Source organism: Frigoribacterium endophyticum (assembly GCF_011759585.1).
In the GTDB taxonomy this organism is placed as follows: domain Bacteria; phylum Actinomycetota; class Actinomycetes; order Actinomycetales; family Microbacteriaceae; genus Frigoribacterium; species Frigoribacterium endophyticum.
This window is the reverse complement of record NZ_JAAOYV010000001.1, coordinates 1,247,349-1,264,197: the sequence shown is the minus strand read 5'-3', so window position 1 is coordinate 1,264,197 and position 16,849 is coordinate 1,247,349. Positions and strand designations below refer to the sequence as shown.

The following is a 16,849-nucleotide window of genomic DNA, read 5'->3' as shown; positions in this document are numbered from 1 at the left end:
AGGGCGCCGACGACCGGGGTCGTCGACGCCCTCCGGGGCGGGTGGCGCTACTCGGCGTCGAGGTCCGTCTCGAGCAGCGCGGCGAGCTCCTCGAGGGCGGCGTCGGCGTTGTCGCCCTCGGTCGCCAGCGTGACCTGCTCTCCGTGGCCGATGCCCAGCGAGAGCACGCCGAGGATGCTCGCGGCGTTGACGCTCTTGCCGGCCGAGGTCGTCAGCGTGACCTTGGCGCCGGTCTTGCCGGCGGCCTGGCTGAAGAGCGAGGCGGGGCGGGCGTGCAGCCCGACGCTCGAGGCGATGGTGACGGTACGTTCGGGCATTTCTTCTCCTTGGTCGCGACCGAGCCGGTCGGGTCGTCGGTCGGGTGGACGGCCGGGGCCGTCAGGGGTGGGGCGTCGTGGGTCAGTCGTCGTCGTCGTCGGTCGCGGCGAGGAGCTCGTAGACCTCGGCGGACGTCGTCGCTCCGCGGAGGGCGGCGGCCGAGTCGGGGTCCATGAGGATGCTCGCCAGCTGGCTGAGGATGGCGATGTGGCCGTTGCCCTTCGCAGCGATGCCGACCGCGACGCTGACCTCGTTGCCGTCCCAGTCGACCGGGGTCGGGAAGCGCAGGACGACGAGGGCGTCGGCCTTCACGCTGTCCTTGCCGGCGAGCGTGCCGTGCGGGATCGCCACGCCCTCGCCGACGTAGGTCGAGACGCTCTGCTCACGCTGGAACATCGCGTCGACGTAGCTCTCGTCGACGGCTCCGGCCTCGACGAGGGCCCGACCGGTCGCCCGGATGGCCTCGTCACGGTCGGCCGCGGTCTCGTCGAGGCGGATCGACGACTCCGCGAGGAGGGCCGTCAGGGCCGGGGCCTGCTCGTCGCTCACGCTCAGACCTCGACCGTCGAGCCGTCCTGGATCGCCTTGACGATCTTGGCGACGTTCGGGTCGCCCATGAAGAGCTGGAACGGGACGACGGGGACGTTCGGCACGACGCCGCGGGCGCGCTCGGCGAGGTTGTTCTGGGTCACGACGACGTCGGCGTCGGCCGGGATGCTGGCGACGGGCGAGTGCTCGACGGTGACGCCGCTCTTCTTGAGCTGCTTCTTCAGCGTCGAGGCGAGCATGACGCTGCTGCCCATGCCGGCGTCGCACGCGACGATGAGCTTCTTGATCGAGGAACCGTCGAGGGTTGCCATGTCAGTCTCCTTGTTTCATCGGGGTCGGGGGGGGCCGGCCGATCGGCCGGCCCCCCGCGGTGTCAGTTGGACGTCGGTGCCGACGTCCCCTTGCTGGTGGCCTTGTTGGCGGCGGTGGCCGCCTGTGCGTCGGCCAGGGCCTGCTCCTGCGCTGCCGCGTCCTCGGCGGCCGCCTCGCGGTTCTCCTTGCGGCCGAAGCCCATGAGGAAGGCGGAGACGACGAACGAGACCGCAGCCGAGAGCAGGATACCCAGGTAGATCGGGAGGATGTCCCCTCGGGCGGCGACGAGCGTGTACGCGATGATGCTGCCCGGCGAGGCGGGGCCGACCAGGCCGACGCCGAAGAGCGAGAAGACCGTGATGCCGGTGGCGCCGCCCAGGATCGCGGCGACGAGCAGCACGGGCTTCATCAGCACGTACGGGAAGTAGATCTCGTGGATGCCGCCGAAGAAGTGCACGACGATCGCGGCCGGGGCCGAGGGGCGGATGGCGCGCGGTCCGAAGAAGAGGAACGCGAGCAGGATGCCGAGGCCCGGGCCGGGGTTCGACTCGAGCATGAAGAGGATCGACTTGCCGGTCTCCTGCGACTCGATGCCGCCGAGGGGGGTCAGCACGCCCTGGTTGATCGCGTTGTTGAGGAAGAGGATCTTGGCGGGCTCGATGATGATCGACGCGAGCGGGAGCAGCCCGCGCTCGACGAGGAAGTCGACGCCGGAGCCGAACACGCCGGTCAGCCAGGTCGTGACGGGGGCGAGGCCGAAGAACGCCCCGACCGCCACGGCGGCGCCGATGATGCCGAGCGAGAAGTTGTTGACGAGCATCTCGAAGCCGGACTTGATGCGGCCGTCGACGAGCTTGTCGAACTGCTTCAGCAGCCAGGCGGCGAGGGGGCCGACGATCATGGCGCCGAGGAACTGCGGCACGTCGGTCGCGACGATGACGCCCATGACGCCGACGGCGCCGATGACGGCACCGCGCTGGCCGTGGATCATGCGACCGCCGGTGTAGGCGATGAGGATCGGCAGCAGGTACTTGATGATGGGACCGACGAGGCCGGGCCACGGCGTGCCGTCGGACATCTCGCCGAAGCCGCCGAGCTGGGGCACCGGGGTCCAGCCGGTCTGGATGAAGAGGGCGGTGATGAGGCCCCAGGCGATGAACGCGCCGATGTTCGGCATGATCATGCCCGCGAGGAAGCCTCCGAAGCGCTGGACGCGCGCTCGGACGCCGGTCCCGGAGACCGTGGGGGTGAATTCGGACATGGTTGTCAGTTCTCCTTCGTGCTCACTGCGGAGTGTCGATGGGGGTGCGGGTGGGGTGGTGCGGTGCTGCAGGGTGCGGTGGTGCGGTGGGGTGGGAGTCAGGGGGCGGGGCGACGGGACGCGCGGGGCGCGTCACACGATCAGCACGCGGGGGCCGGAGCGCTCGACGTCGTCCGCGAGGTCCGCGTCGACCGCGCCGTCGGTCACGACGGTGTCGACCTCGTTCAGGGGAGCGACCCTCGCGAAGTCCTCGCGTCCGAACTTGGAGTGGTCGGCGAGGACGACGGTGCGCCGGGACGCGGCCATCAGGGCCTTCTTGACCCGCGCCTCCGCGATGTCCGGCGTGGTGAGACCCCGCTCGGCCGAGATGCCGTTCGTGCCCATGAAGGCCACGTCGGCGAAGACCTCGGCGATCTGGGCCAGCGTCCACTCGCCGACGGCGGCGAGGGTCCTGGCCCGGACGAGCCCGCCGAGGAGGTGGAGCGTGATCGTCGGTCGGCCCGCGAGGGCGTTCGCCACCGCGAGCGAGTGCGTGACGACGGTGAGCTCGCGGTCGTCCGGCAGGAGCTCGGCGAACCGCACGGTGGTGGTGCCGGCGTCGACGATGACGGAGCCCCCGTCGGGGAGCTCGTCGAGGGCGGCCCGTGCGATGCGCTCCTTCTCGACGGCCGCCGAGCCCACGCGGTCAGCGACGGGGCGCTCGATGCCGAGCCGCTCGACGGCGATCGCTCCCCCGTGCACGCGGCGCAGGACGCCCCGGCGCTCGAGGGCCGTGAGGTCGCGACGCACGGTCTCCGGCGTGACGGAGAGCTCCCGGGCGAGGCCGGCGACCTCGACGCGGCCGCGCTGACGCGCCGTGTCGAGGATCTGCTGGTGACGCTCGGGTGCGTACATGGATCGGGACTCCGTTGTCGGACGTGCTGGCCCGCGAGGGGGGTTCGGGGCGGCGTCGCGACGGTGGGGCGCGGACGCGCCGGTCGTGACCGGCGGAGTCATACAAGTCCGTTCGGGTCCGAAGGTCAAGCTCCCCGCGCGTGTCGTGTCCGATCGTGCCCGGTTCGGGGTACAGATCAGGTCCCCCACAGGGCCAGGGCCAGGGCCAGGGCCGTGGCCACGCCCACGGCCACGGCCAGGACGCAGAGGAGTCGCGGGTCAGGCCCCGGAGGGCGTGGCCTCAGTGCGCGGCCGCGTCCCAGCTCTCGCCGAGCCCGACGCTGACGTCGAGCGGGACCCGGAGCTCGGCCGCGCCGCTCATCCGGCGCTCCACGATGTCGCGGACGATGTCGACCTCGCCGGAGGCGACCTCGACGATGAGCTCGTCGTGGACCTGGAGCAGGACGCGCGACGCCATCTCCCGCTGGTCGAGCTCCGCCCGGACCCCGAGCATCGCGCGCTTCATGATGTCGGCCGCCGAGCCCTGGATCGGGGCGTTGAGCGCGGCGCGCTCGGCGTTCTCGCGGAGCACCCGGTTGGGCGACTTCAGGTCGGCGAACGGGCGGCGGCGGCCGAAAATCGTCTCGGTGTAGCCGTCCTCCCTGGCCTTCTCGACGACGTTGCGCAGGTACTCGCGGACCGCGCCGAAGCGCGCGAAGTAGTCGGTCATCAGCTGCTTCGCCTCGCCGCTCTCGATGCGCAGCTGCTTCGACAAGCCGAAGGCGCTGAGGCCGTAGGCGAGTCCGTACGACATCGCCTTGACCTTCGTGCGCATGAGGGGCGTGACGTCGGCGGGCTCGACGTGGAAGATCCGCGCCCCGACGAAGCGGTGCAGGTCCTCCCCCGCCGCGAAGGCCTCGATGAGCCCCTCGTCGCCGGAGAGGTGCGCCATGATCCGCATCTCGATCTGCGAGTAGTCGGCCGTCAGCAGGGTCTCGTACTCGGGCCCGTGGACGAAGGTCGACCGGATCTCCCGGCCCACGGCGGCCTTGACCGGGATGTTCTGGAGGTTCGGGTCGACGGACGAGATGCGCCCCGTCGTCGTGCCCGTCTGGTCGTAGGTCGTGTGGATGCGGCCGTCGTCGGCGATGGACTTCTCGAGGGTGTCGATGATCTGCCGGAGCTTCGTGACGTCGCGGTGCTGCAGGAGGAGGCCGAGGAACGGGTGCGGGTGCTTCTCCTGCAGGTCGGCCAGCGAGGCGGCGTCGGTCGAGAAGCCCGTCTTGGTGGCCCGGGTGCGGGGCATCTCGAGCTGCTCGAAGAGCACCTCCTGGAGCTGCTTGGGCGAGCCGAGGTTGACCTCGCGCCCGATCTCCGCGAAGGCCGCCGCGGCGAACCCGCCGGCGCTCTCGGCGAGGCGGCTGGAGAGGGCGACCAGTGCGTCGCGGTCGGCCGCGACCCCCGTCAGCTCCATGTCGCCGAGGACGGGCACGAGCGGCAGCTCGAGATCGATCAGGACGGACCGCGACCCCTCGTCGAGCGCTTCGGTGAGGGACTCGGAGAGGCGGAGCGTGTACCAGGCCTCCGTCGCGACGCTGACCTGCTCGTCGGCCGGGACGAGCTGGTTCGGGTCGGCGACGGGGAGCGTCTCGCCCAGCTGCTCGTAGACGAGGTCGGTCAGGGCGAACGATGTGCGGCCGGGCCGGAGCAGCCACGCGGCGACGCGCGTGTCGCCGACGATGCCGGTGAGGCGGAGGCCCGCCCGGGAGAGCGCCTTGTAGGCGCGCTTCGAGTCGTGCAGGACCTTCGGCGACGCGTCGTCGAGCCAGGCCTCCAGGGCCACGTAGTCGCCGCGGCCCGTGGCCCACGGGACGTACGCGGACTCGTCGTGCGACGAGATGCCCAGGCCGACCACGCCGTCGGCGCCGTACTCCACGGCCAGGCCGACGGGCGACGACGGGTCGGCGGCGTTCTTCCGCAGCCAGAAGGCGAGCTCTTCGTCGACCAGCGTGCGCACCACGGGAAGGCCCGTCGGCGCCGCGACGACCGTTCCCTCGGCGGAGCCGTCGGGACGGGCCGGCCCCTCGCCCTCGCTCAGCTTGAGCACGCGCTCGAGGAGCGTGCGGAACTGGAGCTTGTCGAACAGCTCGCGGACGGCCTCGTCGTCCACCGGTCGCCGTTCGAGGTCGGCGGGGCCGACGGGCAGCTCGACGTCGGTGACGAGACGGTTGAGGCGGCGGTTGCGGATCGCGCGCTCCTTCTGCTCGCGGAGCTTGCCGCCGACGACGCCCTTGATCTCGTCGGCGTGCGAGATGACCTCGTCGAGGCTGCCGTACTGCGTGATCCACTTGACGGCGGTCTTCTCGCCCACCTTGTCGACGCCGATGAGGTTGTCGCTGGTCTCGCCGACGAGGGCCGCGACCTCCGGGTACTGGTGGGGCTCGATGCCGTACCGCTCGAAGACCTTGTCGCGGTCGTAGCGGGTCAGCTCGCTGACGCCGCGCGCCGACGGGTAGAGGAGGGTGACGTCGTCGTTCACCATCTGGATGGCGTCGCGGTCGCCGGAGACCACGAGGACGCGGTAGCCGTCGCCGCGACCGCGCACGGCGAGGGTGGCGAGGATGTCGTCGGCCTCGTAGTCCTCCTTCGTGATGGTCGTGATGCCCATCGCGTGCAGGGCCTCCTGCAGGAGCGGTATCTGGCCCACGAACTCGACCGGGGTCTCGGACCGCGTGCCCTTGTACTCGGGATACTCGCGGGTGCGGAACGAGAAGCGGGAGATGTCGAAGGCGACCGCGAGGTGGGTGGGCTTCTCCGCCTTGAGCAGGCTCAGCAGCATCGAGATGAAGCCGTGGATGGCGTTGGTGTGCTGGCCCTCCCGGTTCACGAAGCTGTCGACGGGCAGGGCGTAGAACGCCCGGAACGCCAGGGAATGACCGTCGATGACCAGGAGGGTAGGCTTCGTTTCGTCCGACACCCCGTCAGCCTAGCGGCCAGGTCCGACAGGCTCTCCGGTCGTCAGGGCCGCGCCTCAGGGTCCGCGCCTCCGAGTCCGTGAGCACGCGATCCGCCGAGGCCGACCCCCGACCGACCGGAGCTCCGTGACCGACGCGACCCCCGCCTCCCCCCGTCCTGCCGCGCCCGCCTCCGACGCCGACCGCACCGTGTCCTCCGAGGCGGTGCTCAGCGACGAGGCCGTGGAGCTGTTCCGTCGTCGGGGCGTCGGCGCCCTGGCCGAGAAGATGGGGATCGAGATCCTCGAGATGAGCGCGGAGCGGGCCGTCGGCCGGATGCCGGTCACCGGCAACACCCAGCCGGTGGGGATCCTCCACGGCGGGGCGCACGTCGTCCTGGCGGAGACCCTCGGCTCCGTGGCCGCCAACGTGCACGCCGGCGCGGGGCGACTCGCGATGGGGATCGAGCTCAACGCCAGCCACAGCCGCTCGGCAGCGACGGGCTGGGTGACCGGCACCTGCACGGCGATCCACCTCGGGCGCACGCTGACGACCCACCAGGTCGTCATGACCGACGATGACGGGCGCCTGCTCTCGACCGTCCGCATCACCAACTACCTGACCGACTCCCGCGGCTGAGCTCGACGCCAGGAGAGGACGAAGGGCCCGCCCCGTGGGGGCGGGCCCTTCGTCGAACGAGGCTGCGAGGAGCTACTTCTTCGCGCTGAGCTGCTCGATGATGGCCTGCGCCACGTCGTGCATGGTCAGACGACGGTCCATCGACGCCTTCTGGATCCAGCGGAAGGCCTCCGGCTCGGTGAGGCCCATCTTCTCGTTGAGGAGGCCCTTGGCCCGGTCGACGAGCTTGCGGGTCTCGAAGCGCTCGACCAGGTCGGCGACCTCGGCCTCGAGGGTGATGATCTGCGTGTAGCGCGAGAGGGCGATCTCGATCGCGGGCAGCAGGTCGTTGGGGGTGAAGGGCTTGACGACGTAGGCCAGCGCTCCGGCCTCGCTCGCCCGCTCGACGAGCTCCTTCTGGCTGAAGGCCGTGAGGAGGACCACGGGGGCGATGTGGTTCTTGCTGAGCGTCTCGGCCGCCGAGATGCCGTCGAGCTTGGGCATCTTGACGTCCATGATGACGAGGTCCGGGCGGAGCTCCGTGGCGAGGGCGACGGCGGTCTCGCCGTCTCCGGCCTCGCCGACCACCTCGAATCCGTTGTCGCGGAGGATCTCGACGATGTCGAGCCGGATGAGGGACTCATCTTCGGCCACGACGACGCGACGGGGTGCTGCTGAGGTTGCTTCCTGGTCACTCACGAAGCAGAGCCTACGGTATTCTCGACCCGGTCGTCGTGAGCCGGATTGGCGGAATGGCAGACGCGGGGCACTCAAAATGCTCTGTCCGAGAGGGCGTGCGGGTTCGACCCCCGCATCCGGCACCGTCGCGACCAGGCCGCACCGAGCCGTCCTCGTGACCTCGGCGGGTCCACCCCCGCTCCGTCCGTCCGGGCGTGTCCCGCGCCTGTCGCCCCAGTTCGTTCGCCGTCCCGCGAGCGACGCGCGATGTCCGAGACGGACTCATCCACGACTTTGTCGGCCGAGTTGGTGTTCTCGGGGGTCTCGTGCACTACGCTGGAGTGACTGGTTGTTGTGTTACGCATTTGTATCTCGCGACGTGCCGGGGCGAGCTCCTCTCGAGGGGCACGGTCTGGCTGCGGCGTTCTCAGAGGGAGCGGACAAAAAGGCACCGCGACGAGCGATCCCGAAGTCGGGATCGACAACTCTGATTGAAGGAACAAGAAAAATGGCTACAGGTACCGTTAAGTGGTTCAACTCCGAAAAGGGCTTCGGCTTCATCACCCCCGACGACGGATCCACTGACGTCTTCGCGCACTTCTCCGCGATCGCCGGCGACGGCTACCGCAACCTGGAGGAGAACCAGAAGGTCGAGTTCGAGACCGCTCAGGGCAACAAGGGCCTCCAGGCCGAGAACATCCGCGTCATCTGACTCGGCGGCGTCCACTGAGACGCCGACAGCCGACGACCTGGTCGTCAGCTACACGAAGCCCCGATCTGCTCCGGCAGGTCGGGGCTTCTTGCATGCCCTCGGCCGTTCCGGGCCAGGCGGCCCGCGCCCTCAGGGGGCAGGGAACCCGAGGAGGCGCGCGACCGGCGCGTAGTCCGCCTCCGCCGATCGGAGGTCGGCCTCGGCCCGGCGGATGCGTGCCGTGGCGTCGCCGGGATCGGTGTCGGCGTCGTCCACCGCGGAACCGGGGAGTGCCCCGCTGAGCAGTGCCTCGCGGGCGTCGCGGTACCTCATGACCAGCGCCGACCAGAGGGCGAGCTCGTCACCGGTCGCGTCGTCGGGGGCTGCCGCCGCGACGTCGTCGGGGACCTCGACCGCCGCGACCCTGTCCCGCCCGTGGCCAGAGTCGGTCGACTCGCTCATCGCCTCCCCCGTGCTCGCTGACGGCAGCGCGGCGCCGGCGCCCGCGTCGACGAAGAGCCGTCGGACGCCGACGGCGAGGACTCCCCCGACCAGGGCCCCCGATGCCCCCGTCGCCGCGAGCCCGACCAGGGAGGTCACCTCCCACGCGGTCACCGCGACCACGAGGATCGCGCCGGCGCCGATCACGGCCCCGGACGGACCCCAGCGCTCACGACGGCGCGAGCCCCGGAACGGACGGCTCCGCACGGAGAGCGACCTCGACAGGGCGTCCCGGGCCTCGACCACGGAGACGTCGCTCCAGGTCGGCACGACGAACAGCTTGCCGTCGAGTCGGAAGCACCGTGGGTGGCCTGGGGGGACGGTCATGGGCGGAGACTACGCCCGCCGGCTGCGGGCGCTGGCGGGGGCGGACTCCCTGAGGTCGACCAGCCACGGACGACCGTGAGGCCGGGCCCTGTCGGGCCCGGCCTCACGGTCGATGCGGTGCTGTCGTCTAGGAGACGGGCGGCGGGGTCTTGGCCGCGTAGGCCGGAGCCGCCTCGCCGTGGGCGTCGCCCACACGGTGGACCCGCAGGTCGTTCGTCGAGCCGGCGATCCCGGGAGGGGACCCGGCGATCACGATGACCTTATCGCCGGCGGCGCAGAGGTCGTTGCCCAGCAGGATGTCGTCCACCTGGTCGAACATGGCGTCGGTGTGGGTGACGTTCTCGACGAGGAACGAGCGCACGCCCCAGCTGAGGGCCATGCGACGGCGCGTCGCCTCGTTGGGCGAGAAGGCCAGGATCGGGATGGGGTGGCGGAGGCGCGACATGCGTCGCACGGAGTCGCCCGACTCGGTGAAGACGCAGAGGAACTTCGCCTCGACGAACTCGGCGACGTCGGCGGCCGCCAGGGTGATGGCCCCGCCCTGGGTCCGCGGGCGGGTGCCGAGCGGCTGGATGCGCTCGAGACCGTGCTCCTCCGTCGAGGCGACGATCCGGGCCATGGTCTGCACCGTGATGACGGGGTACTCCCCCACGCTCGTCTCGCCGCTCAGCATGACGGCGTCGGCGCCGTCGAGCACGGCGTTCGCGACGTCGGAGGTCTCCGCCCGCGTGGGGATCGGGCTGGAGATCATCGACTCGAGCATCTGCGTGGCCACGATGACGGGCTTGGCCATGCGGCGCGACAGCTCGACCGCGTGCTTCTGCACGATCGGGACGGCCTCGAGGGGCAGCTCGACGCCGAGGTCGCCGCGGGCGACCATGATGCCGTCGAAGGCCTCGATGATGGCCTCGAGGTTGTCGACCGCCTGGGGCTTCTCGATCTTCGCGATGACGGGGACGCGGCGCTCCTCCTCCGCCATGATCTCGTGCACGCGGGTGACGTCGTCGGCGTCGCGGACGAACGAGAGCGCGATGTAGTCGGCGCCGAGGCGGAGGCCCCAGCGCAGGTCGGCCTCGTCCTTCTCGGAGAGCGCCGGCACGTTCACCGCGACGCCGGGCAGGTTGATGCCCTTGTTGTTCGAGACGGTGCCGGCCACGACGACCTCGGTCGTCACGACCGTGCCGTCGGTCTCGAGGACGCGCAGCTTGACGCGGCCGTCGTCGATGAGCAGGGGGTCGCCGGGAGCGACGTCCTGCGGGAGGCCCTTGAAGGTCGTGCCGCAGAGCTCCTTCGTGCCGAGGACGTCCTCCACGGTGATCTTGAAGACGTCGCCGACGGCGAGGTCGTGGGGGCCGTCTGCGAACTTGCCGAGGCGGATCTTGGGGCCCTGGAGGTCGACCAGGACGGCGACGGGCCGCCCCGCGTCGTCGGCGGCCTGGCGGACGTTGCCGTACACGCCCTCGTGGACGTCGTAGCTGCCGTGGCTGAGGTTCATCCGCGCGACGTCGACACCTGCGTCGATGATCGCTCGGATGTTCTCGTAGCTCGACGTCGCCGGCCCGAGGGTGGCGACGATCTTTGCGCGTCTCATGGGTTCCTTACTGGTGGGGTGAGGGTGGTGGGACGATCCGGCCCGTGCCACCACCCTATTCCCGCTGGTGGACGGACTCAGACCGAGATGGAGCGATCCGTCGGCTTGACGGGGAACGGCAGGACGGTCGTGCCCTCCAGGTAGGCGTCGACGGCGGAGGCGGTGGCCCGGCCCTCGGCGATGGCCCAGACGATCAGCGACTGGCCACGACCGGCGTCGCCCGTGACGAAGACGCCCGGCTGGGTCGTCTGGTAGCGCGCGTCGCGCTCGAGGACGCCACGGCCGTCGAACGGCAGCCGCAGCTGCGCCTCGAGCTCGTCGCGCTCCGGGCCCGTGAAGCCGAGCGCGAGCAGCACCAGGTCGGCCGGGATCTCCCGCTCCGTGCCCGCACGGGGCACGCGACGACCGTCCACGTACTCGGTCTCGGCGACGCGGATGGCGCGGACCTCGCCCACCTCGTTGCGCAGGAACTCCACGGTGGAGGCGAGGTACATGCGCTCACCGCCCTCCTCGTGCGCGCTGGCCACCTCGAACAGGGTCGGGAACATGGGCCACGGCTGGGCCTCGGGACGCTCCTCCGGGGGCTGCTGGCCGATGGCGAGGTTCGTCACGGACAGGGCGCCCTGCCGGTGAGCCGTCCCGATGCAGTCGGCGCCCGTGTCGCCGCCGCCGAGGACGACGACGTGCTTGCCCTCGGCCGTGATCTGGTCGCTCACCGTGTCGCCGGCACCGGCCTTGTTCTGCTGGACCAGGTACTCCATGGCGAAGTGGATGCCCGAGAGATCGCGACCCGGGATGGGCAGGTCGCGCGGGACCGTGGCCCCGGTGGCGACCACGACGGCGTCGTAGCGCGCGCGCAGGTCGTCCCAGGTGATGTCGCGACCGATCTCGACGCCGGCGCGGAAGCGGGTGCCCTCGGCGGTCATCTGCGCGAGCCGCTGCTCGATCTGCTTCTTCTCCATCTTGAAGTCGGGGATGCCGTAGCGGAGCAGGCCGCCGATCCGGTCCTCGCGCTCGTAGACGGCCACGGTGTGACCCGCGCGGGTCAGCTGCTGGGCGGCGGCGAGGCCCGCGGGCCCCGAGCCGACCACGGCGACGGTCTTGCCGGTGAGGCGCTCCGGCGGGTGCGGGGTCACCCAGCCCGACTGGAACGCCTGGTCGATGATGCTGACCTCGACCTGCTTGATGGTCACGGGCGGCTGGTTGATGCCGAGCACGCACGACGACTCGCAGGGCGCCGGGCACAGCCGCCCGGTGAACTCGGGGAAGTTGTTCGTGGCGTGCAGGCGCTCGACGGCCTGGCGGCCCTCGCCGCGCCACATCAGGTCGTTCCACTCCGGGATCAGGTTGCCGAGCGGGCAGCCCTGGTGGCAGAACGGCACGCCGCAGTCCATGCAGCGGCCGGCCTGGCGACGGAGCTCGCCGCTCTCCTGCTGCTCGTAGACCTCTTTCCAGTCCATCAGCCGCACGGACACGGGACGACGCTTCGGGAGCTCGCGCTTCTGGGTCTTGAGGAACCCCTTCGGATCAGCCACCGGTCACCTCCAGGATTCTCTTCCAGGTCTCGTCGCCATCGGGGTCGAGACCCTCGTCGACGGCCGTCTGCCGGGTGGCGAGGACGGCGGCGTAGTCGCGGGGCAGCACCTTGACGAACTCGGAGACGGTCGTCTCGAGGTCCGCGAGCATGCGCTCCGCGACGGGGGAGCCCGTCTCGGCGAGGTGCCGGGCGAGCAGGTCGGAGAGGATCTCGACGTCGGCGCTGCCGAGGTCGTGGAGCTGGAGCTCGCCCGAGGCGAGCGACTCCGTGTTGACCCTCTCCGGGCGGAGCCGGTGCACGTAGGCCGTGCCGCCCGACATGCCCGCCCCGAGGTTCCGGCCCGTGTCGCCGAGGATGACGGCGAGGCCGCCGGTCATGTACTCGAGCGCGTGGTCCCCCACGCCCTCGACCACGGCGCTGGCGCCCGAGTTGCGCACCAGGAAGCGCTCGCCCACGATCCCGCGGATGAACATGCTGCCCCGGGTCGCTCCGTAGCCGATCACGTTGCCGGCGATGACGTTCTCCTCCGCGACGAACGTGCTCGCGCGGTCGGGCCGGACGACGATCGACCCGCCGGACAGGCCCTTGCCGACGTAGTCGTTGCTGTCGCCCTCGAGGCGAAGGGTGATGCCGGAGGGGAGGAACGCGCCGAGGGACTGGCCGGCCGAGCCGGTCAGCGTCACCTCGATGCTCCCCTCGGGCAGCCCGTTCTCACCGTGCCGGACGGTGACCTCGTGGCCGAGCATCGTGCCGACGGCACGCTCCGTGTTGCGGATGGGGAGGTCGATCTCGACGTGGCCGCCGTTCTCGAGCACGTCGGCGCTCCTCGCGATGAGGGCCACGTCGAAGTGCTGGTCCAGCTCGTGCTCCTGGCCCCGCAGGTTGCGGCGGGGCTCGTCGTCGTCGAAGGCCGGGCCGACGAGGACCGGGGCGAGGTCGAGGCCCGACGCCTTCCAGTGGTCGACGGCGCGGTCGACGTCGAGGACGTCGTTGCGGCCGATGGCCTCGTCGAGGCTCCGGAACCCGAGCGACGCCAGGATCTCGCGGACCTCCTGCGCCAGGAACTCGAAGAAGTTCACGACGAACTCCGGCTTGCCGGAGAAGCGGGCCCGGAGCTCGGGGTTCTGGGTCGCGACGCCGACCGGGCAGGTGTCGAGGTGGCACACGCGCATCATGATGCAGCCCTCGACGATCAGCGGCGCCGTCGCGAACCCGAACTCCTCCCCGCCGAGGAGCGCGGCGATGACCACGTCGCGGCCGGTCTTCATCTGGCCGTCGACCTGCACGACCACGCGGTCGCGCATGCCGTTCAGCATGAGCGTCTGCTGGGTCTCGGCGAGGCCGATCTCCCACGGGGTGCCCGCGTGCTTCAGCGAGTTGAGGGGGCTGGCGCCCGTGCCGCCGTCGTGGCCCGAGACGAGGACGACGTCGGCCAGGGCCTTCGTCACGCCCGCCGCGACGGCGCCGATGCCGGACTGGCTCACGAGCTTGACGTGGACGCGCGCGGCCGGGTTGGCCCGCTTGACGTCGAAGATCAGCTGCTTGAGGTCTTCGATGGAGTAGATGTCGTGGTGCGGCGGCGGCGAGATGAGGCCCACGCCGGGGGTCGCGTGACGGGTACGGGCGACCCACGGGTAGACCTTCGTCGGCGGGAGCTGGCCGCCCTCGCCGGGCTTCGCGCCCTGGGCCATCTTGAGCTGGATGTCGGTCGCGTGCGTCAGGTACATGCTCGTGACGCCGAAGCGGCCCGAGGCGACCTGCTTCACCGCGCTGCGCCGCTCGGGGTCGAGCAGCCGCTCGACGTCCTCGCCGCCCTCGCCGGTGTTCGACTTGCCGCCGAGGCGGTTCATCGCGATGGCGAGGGTCTCGTGCGCCTCCTTGGAGATGGAGCCGTAGCTCATCGCCCCGGTGGAGAACCGCTTGACGATCGACTCGATCGGCTCGACCTCGTCGAGCGGCACCGGGGTGCGGACGCCGTGCTTGAAGGTGAAGAGCCCGCGGAGGGTCATGAGCTCCTCCGCCTGGTCGTCGACGAGCTTGGTGTACTCGCGGAAGATGTCGTAGCGACGCGTCCGGGTCGCGTGCTGCAGGCGGAAGACCGTGTCGGGGTTGAAGAGGTGGCGCGGGCCCTCGCGGCGCCACTGGTACTCGCCGCCGGTCGCGAGGCGCTCGTGGGCGATGACCGAGCCGTCGGTCGGGTACGCGCTCGTGTGGCGGTCCTTGTTCTCGGCCGCAATGACGTCGATGCCGACCCCGCCGAGCATCGTCGACGTCCCGGTGAAGTACGTGTCGACGAACTCCTGGCTGAGGCCCACGGCCTCGAAGGCCTGGGCCGCGGCGTAGCTGGAGACCGTGGAGATGCCCATCTTGGACATGATCTTGAGCACGCCCTTGCCGAGCGCCTTGATCAGGTTGTGGACGGCGTCCTCCGGCGTGATGCCGGTGATCATGCCCGCCCGCACGAGGTTCTCGCAGGTCTCCATGGCGAGGTAGGGGTTGATCGCGGAGGCGCCGTAGCCGATCAGGGTCGCGACGTGGTGCACCTCGCGGACGTCGCCGGCCTCGACGATCAGGCCGACCTTCATGCGGTTCTCGGTCCGGATGAGGTGGTGGTGGACCGCGGCGATCATCAGCAGGGACGGGACGGGAGCGAAGTCCTGGTTGGAGTCGCGGTCGGAGAGGACGATGAACTGCGCGCCCGCCTCGATCGCGTCGTCGACCTCGTTGCACATCGCGGCGATGCGCTTCTCGAGGGCGCGCGGCCCCTTGTCGGCCCGGTACAGCCCCCGGATCGTCGTCGTGACCCGCGAGCCGGGGCTCGGGTCGATGTGCTGGATCTTGGCGAGCTCGTCGTTGTCGATGACCGGGAAGTCGAGGATCACCTGGCGGGCGTGCTCGGGCGTCGCGGAGAGGAGGTTCCTCTCCGGCCCGAGCCCGAGCGCGAGCGACGTGACGACCTGCTCGCGGATGGAGTCGAGCGGCGGGTTCGTCACCTGCGCGAACTGCTGCGTGAAGTAGTCGAAGAGGAGGCGGGGCCGCTCGGAGAGGACGGCGATCGGGGTGTCGCTGCCCATCGCCCCGAGGGGCTCGGCGCCCGTCTTCGCCATCGGGGTGAGGAGGATGCGGACCTCCTCCTCGGTGTAGCCGAAGGTGCGCTGGCGCCGGGTGACCGAGGCCGGGGTGTGCACGATGTGCTCGCGCTCGGGCAGGTCGGAGAGGTGGATCCGGCCCTCGGCCAGCCACTCGCCGAAGGGCGCGGACGCGGCGAGCTCCGCCTTGATCTCGTCGTCCTCGATCAGACGGCCGGCCTCGGTGTCGACGAGGAACATCTTGCCGGGGCGCAGGCGGCCCTTGCGGACGACCTTCGCGGGGTCGAGCTCGGGCAGGACGCCGATCTCGCTGGCGAGCACGACCAGTCCGTCGTCGGTCACGAGGTACCGGCCGGGGCGGAGGCCGTTGCGGTCGAGCGTCGCGCCCACGACGGAGCCGTCGGTGAACGTGATGGCCGCGGGGCCGTCCCACGCCTCCATGAGCATCGAGTGGTACTCGTAGAAGTCGCGGAGGGAGGGGTCGATGTCGACCTGGTTCTCCCAGGCCTCGGGCACCATCATCATCACCGAGTGGGGCAGCGAGCGGCCGGTGAGGCTGAGCAGCTCGACCACCTCGTCGAACGACGCGGAGTCGCTCGCGCCCGGGCTGACGATCGGGAGCAGCGGCTTGAGGTCGCCGATCAGCTCGGACTCGAGCTGCGACTGACGAGCGCGCATCCAGTTGCGGTTGCCCCTGACGGTGTTGATCTCGCCGTTGTGGGCGATCATGCGGAAGGGCTGGGCGAGCGGCCAGGACGGGAACGTGTTCGTCGAGTACCGCGAGTGGACGATGGCGAGCTTCGACGCGAAGCGCTCGTCGCTGAGGTCGGGGTAGAACGGTTCGAGCTGCAGCGTCGTGACCATGCCCTTGTAGACCATGGTGCGGCTGCCGAGCGACGTGAAGTACGCGGACAGCTTCGCCTCGGCGCGCTTGCGCAGCCGGTACGCCTGGCGGTCGAGGGCGACGCCCGCGAGCGGAGCCCCGTCGGCGTCGCGACGGCGGCTGCTGACGAAGACCTGCTCGAACGCGGGCATGGCGTTGCGGGCCAGGGTGCCGAGCTGCTCGGGGCGCACGGGCACCTCACGCCAGCCGAGGACGTCGAGCTGCTCGAGGTCCGCGATGCGCTCGATGCCGGTCTTCATCTCGGCGCGCTCCTGGTCGTCGAGCGGCAGGTAGACGATGCCGACGGCGTACTCGCCGGCGGAGGGCAGGGAGAAGTCGACGACCTCGCGGAGGAACGCGTCGGGCACCTGGCAGAGGATGCCGGCACCGTCGCCCGTGCCGGCGTCGGAGCCGATGGCTCCGCGGTGCTCGAGGTTGCGCAGCGCGCCGAGGGCGGCGTCGATGATGTCGTGGCCCGGGGTGCCGCGGAGCGTGGCGACCATGGCGAGGCCGCAGGCGTCCTTCTCGTTGCGGGGGTCATAGAGACCCTGCGCCGCAGGGACCGTGCTGAACTGCTGGTGGGCTGGCGTGAGCGCCATGTGATCCGTCCTCACGAAGAGATCCTGTACGAGTCGGGACGTCGTCGGCCCGGGCGGGGGGCGTCGTC

At 70.8% G+C, this 16,849-nt stretch carries 13 protein-coding genes and 1 tRNA gene; 3 read left to right on the top strand and 11 right to left on the bottom strand.

Going from position 1 to position 16,849, the window contains the following annotated elements; all coding sequences use genetic code 11:
• Window positions 1-47: 47 nt before the first annotated feature.
• The 6 genes from FHR77_RS05865 to polA all read right to left on the bottom strand — a co-directional run bounded on the left by FHR77_RS05865 (window position 48) and on the right by polA (window position 6,290).
• On the bottom strand, window positions 48-317 hold the full coding sequence (locus FHR77_RS05865) for an HPr family phosphocarrier protein (protein WP_167259183.1): 270 nt from the start codon (window positions 315-317) through the stop codon (window positions 48-50).
• An 82-nt stretch (window positions 318-399) separates the two neighbouring features.
• Window positions 400-867 (bottom strand): PTS mannitol transporter subunit IIA, encoded by a 468-nt coding sequence (locus tag FHR77_RS05860; protein ID WP_235491174.1) that lies wholly within the window; start codon window positions 865-867, stop codon window positions 400-402.
• A gap of 2 nt (window positions 868-869) precedes the next feature.
• Entirely contained in the window at window positions 870-1,178 is a 309-nt protein-coding gene (locus FHR77_RS05855) for a PTS lactose transporter subunit IIB (RefSeq protein ID WP_167259182.1), read from the bottom strand.
• A gap of 62 nt (window positions 1,179-1,240) precedes the next feature.
• Window positions 1,241-2,440, bottom strand: a complete 1,200-nt coding sequence (locus tag FHR77_RS05850) for a PTS transporter subunit EIIC (RefSeq protein ID WP_167259181.1) — start codon at window positions 2,438-2,440, stop codon at window positions 1,241-1,243.
• A gap of 132 nt (window positions 2,441-2,572) precedes the next feature.
• Window positions 2,573-3,334 carry a DeoR/GlpR family DNA-binding transcription regulator gene (locus FHR77_RS05845; protein ID WP_167259180.1) on the bottom strand — a complete coding sequence of 254 codons (762 nt, stop codon included), beginning with the start codon at window positions 3,332-3,334 and terminating at the stop codon, window positions 2,573-2,575.
• 280 nt (window positions 3,335-3,614) lie between these two features.
• The gene (gene polA, locus FHR77_RS05840; RefSeq protein WP_167259179.1) at window positions 3,615-6,290 is read right to left on the bottom strand and encodes a DNA polymerase I; all 2,676 of its coding nucleotides are present in this window, start codon (window positions 6,288-6,290) and stop codon (window positions 3,615-3,617) included.
• Window positions 6,291-6,555: 265 nt separating this feature from the next.
• Between polA and FHR77_RS05835 the strand changes: the two genes are divergently transcribed.
• Complete coding sequence (locus FHR77_RS05835; RefSeq protein WP_167259481.1) at window positions 6,556-6,906, top strand: hotdog fold thioesterase; 351 nt, start codon at window positions 6,556-6,558, stop codon at window positions 6,904-6,906.
• 72 nt (window positions 6,907-6,978) lie between these two features.
• Here FHR77_RS05835 and FHR77_RS05830 read toward each other — a convergent pair whose 3' ends face one another.
• Window positions 6,979-7,584 carry an ANTAR domain-containing response regulator gene (locus FHR77_RS05830; RefSeq protein ID WP_055797432.1) on the bottom strand — a complete coding sequence of 202 codons (606 nt, stop codon included), beginning with the start codon at window positions 7,582-7,584 and terminating at the stop codon, window positions 6,979-6,981.
• 39 nt (window positions 7,585-7,623) lie between these two features.
• Here FHR77_RS05830 and FHR77_RS05825 point away from each other — a divergent pair.
• Window positions 7,624-7,706, top strand: a tRNA-Leu gene (locus tag FHR77_RS05825).
• A 365-nt stretch (window positions 7,707-8,071) separates the two neighbouring features.
• Entirely contained in the window at window positions 8,072-8,275 is a 204-nt protein-coding gene (locus tag FHR77_RS05820; protein ID WP_056054766.1) for a cold-shock protein, read from the top strand.
• Between the two features lie 129 nt (window positions 8,276-8,404).
• On the opposite strand, the gene FHR77_RS05815 is transcribed toward FHR77_RS05820, so the two are convergent.
• From FHR77_RS05815 to gltB, 4 genes are all read right to left on the bottom strand, one after another.
• On the bottom strand, window positions 8,405-9,082 hold the full coding sequence (locus tag FHR77_RS05815; protein WP_167259178.1) for a hypothetical protein: 678 nt from the start codon (window positions 9,080-9,082) through the stop codon (window positions 8,405-8,407).
• 127 nt (window positions 9,083-9,209) lie between these two features.
• The gene (gene pyk, locus FHR77_RS05810) at window positions 9,210-10,673 is read right to left on the bottom strand and encodes a pyruvate kinase (protein WP_167259177.1); all 1,464 of its coding nucleotides are present in this window, start codon (window positions 10,671-10,673) and stop codon (window positions 9,210-9,212) included.
• Window positions 10,674-10,750: 77 nt separating this feature from the next.
• On the bottom strand, window positions 10,751-12,208 hold the full coding sequence (locus FHR77_RS05805) for a glutamate synthase small subunit (protein ID WP_167259176.1): 1,458 nt from the start codon (window positions 12,206-12,208) through the stop codon (window positions 10,751-10,753).
• A complete protein-coding gene (gene gltB, locus FHR77_RS05800; protein WP_167259175.1) occupies window positions 12,201-16,781 on the bottom strand; it encodes a glutamate synthase large subunit in 4,581 nt (1,526 codons plus the stop codon). Before gltB ends, FHR77_RS05805 begins: the two co-directional genes overlap by 8 nt.
• Window positions 16,782-16,849 lie beyond the last annotated feature (68 nt).